The sequence below is a fragment of the Nocardiopsis sp. NPDC058631 genome, assembly GCF_042716955.1.
Lineage (GTDB): Bacteria > Actinomycetota > Actinomycetes > Streptosporangiales > Streptosporangiaceae > Nocardiopsis.
In genome coordinates this window covers 1-1,778 of the sequence record NZ_JBHXQY010000201.1, presented here as the reverse complement: position 1 = coordinate 1,778, position 1,778 = coordinate 1, and the positions used below count along the sequence as shown (strand labels likewise).

At 68.1% G+C, this 1,778-nt stretch carries 2 protein-coding genes and 1 pseudogene; 2 read left to right on the top strand and 1 reads right to left on the bottom strand.

The genetic code is table 11. The annotated features are described in order from the left end of the window. Positions 1–53 precede the first annotated feature (53 nt). Positions 54–728: a lytic polysaccharide monooxygenase gene (locus tag ACFWTE_RS29935; RefSeq protein ID WP_378783316.1), complete on the bottom strand. Its 675-nt coding sequence runs from the start codon at positions 726–728 to the stop codon at positions 54–56. A gap of 133 nt (positions 729–861) precedes the next feature. Between ACFWTE_RS29935 and ACFWTE_RS29930 the strand changes: the two genes are divergently transcribed. Together ACFWTE_RS29930 and ACFWTE_RS29925 are read left to right on the top strand one after the other, a co-directional pair. Further along, the gene (locus tag ACFWTE_RS29930; RefSeq protein ID WP_378783315.1) at positions 862–1,128 is read left to right on the top strand and encodes a hypothetical protein; all 267 of its coding nucleotides are present in this window, start codon (positions 862–864) and stop codon (positions 1,126–1,128) included. 432 nt (positions 1,129–1,560) lie between these two features. Then, positions 1,561–1,778: pseudogene (locus tag ACFWTE_RS29925) on the top strand (hypothetical protein); the annotation flags it as partial.

The window sequence follows — 1,778 nt, the reverse complement described above, 5'->3', positions numbered from 1 at the left end:
GGAGCCGGTGACCCCCGGCGCGCGGCCGGCCGTCACCCCCGGTGCGGGGGCGGTCAGCCGAAGTTGACGTCGCTGCACAGGTAGTACACCTGGTCGGCGTGGGAGGCCTTCCAGATCGTGAAGACGACGTGGTCACCGCTGCGGCCCGACGTACTGACGTCGATCAGGTAGTCGTTGCCGGGCGGGTAGGTCCCGGTCTCCTCCACCAGTTCGAGGTCGCCCCAGCCCAGGGACTGGGTGGCCGGGTCGAAGCCCTGCTCGGTGACGTAGACCCGGAAGTAGTCCGCGCCGTGCGAGGCCTGGTCGTACAGGTGGACGGTGAAGTCGTCGCCGACATCGGTGGTCTGCCACGCGCCCGGGGTGTCCATCGAGTCGTAGCGGCCGCCCTCGGTGTTGCCGCCGCTGCACAGGGTCCCGTTCGGGATCTGGCCCTGGTGGTCCCCGCCGACGTTGTCGCGGTAGAGCCCGTTCCAGTTCCACATGGCGTTGGGGTTGTCCTGCCACGCCTGCCAGCACATGGGGTCTTCCTGCGCCATGGCCGGGTTCTGGAAGTCGTCCCCCCAGCGCTCGAAGCAGCCGTAGTTGCGGGAGGCGGGGTCCACGACCGAGCCGTGCGCCGAGGCGGGCGCGGCCAGCGTGGTCAGCCCGAGCAGGGGAAGGGACGCCAGCACGAGTGCGCGTCCGAACCAGCGGGGGTTGCCGGTGGTCTCGTGGGTCTTGCCGTTCATTGCGTTCTCCATCGTTCTCGGCTGGATCAGCCGATCGACGGGAGCGCTCCCAGTACGTGTTTACCCAGAGGAGCCGGGACGAAACAGCGCGTGGGAAAACCGGTGGTGACGGCCTCCCGGCGGCGTTACCGCGGTGTCCGCCGAGGCAGCCCCCTCCGCGGCCGGGTTCGGCCTGTTCGTGGCGGCCGGAGCAGGGTCACGGGTGTACGGGTGGCTGGAGCGCCGGGCGGGGGGCGTGTACCGGCTGGCGGAGCCGGGCAGCGCAGCCCTGGGCGCGGTGCCGGGCGGGATCGCCGCGGAGTGCGCGGGCCCGCCGGCCCCGTTCCGGGTCGCGGCGGCAGCGGTCGGCCAGCTCTGTGTGATCGCCTGGAAACCCCTTGGTATTACTGAACAGTTGTGAACCAGGTCACCACCTGGCAGTCCATTGAAAAGGGACCGCGTCCCAGAAACACTGTCGTCATTTGGTGTTTACATATCACCATTGGAAAGCTACGGTTCTGAAAAGCGTTCCGAGACAGTAACCCCCCGTAACCATCCGCGGAACGCCCTTCGCACCCCTTGACCGAACAACACAGATCACCATTCCCGCTGCCGACTGGGAGCGCTCCCAACCTTCTTCCAGTTCCCAACCCCCCGTTTTCCTCGCCTTTTTCCCGGCGATACACCTCCGACCACCCGCCCGTCTTACCCCGCATCTCAGGACCGCCTGTGGCCCGCTCACCACCAGGAACATCCGCGTTCACCCCAGCCAGGGTCCGCCGGGCGCCGTTGTGCGCCCGGCGGCCCACACACTCCTTCTGGTCACCCGCTCCCCATGAGGAAGAAAAACAACATGAGAAACTCCCCTCGCGACAAGCAACGAACTCCGTGGGCACGGCGCGGCCTTGCCACCGCTGCCGGACTGGCACTTACCGCCTCTCTCACGGTCGCCGCCACCAGTACTTCCTCCGCCGCGGAGCGTGTGGACAATCCGTATGAGGGTGCGGATGTGTACGTGAATCCGATCTGGTCGGCCAACGCCGCGGCCGAGCCCGGCGGGGACGCGGTCGC

Excerpts from the sequence above, each read along its gene's own strand:
- ACFWTE_RS29935 (WP_378783316.1), bottom strand. The coding sequence starts at position 728 with ATGAACGGCAAGACCCACGAGACCACCGGCAACCCCCGCTGGTTCGGA.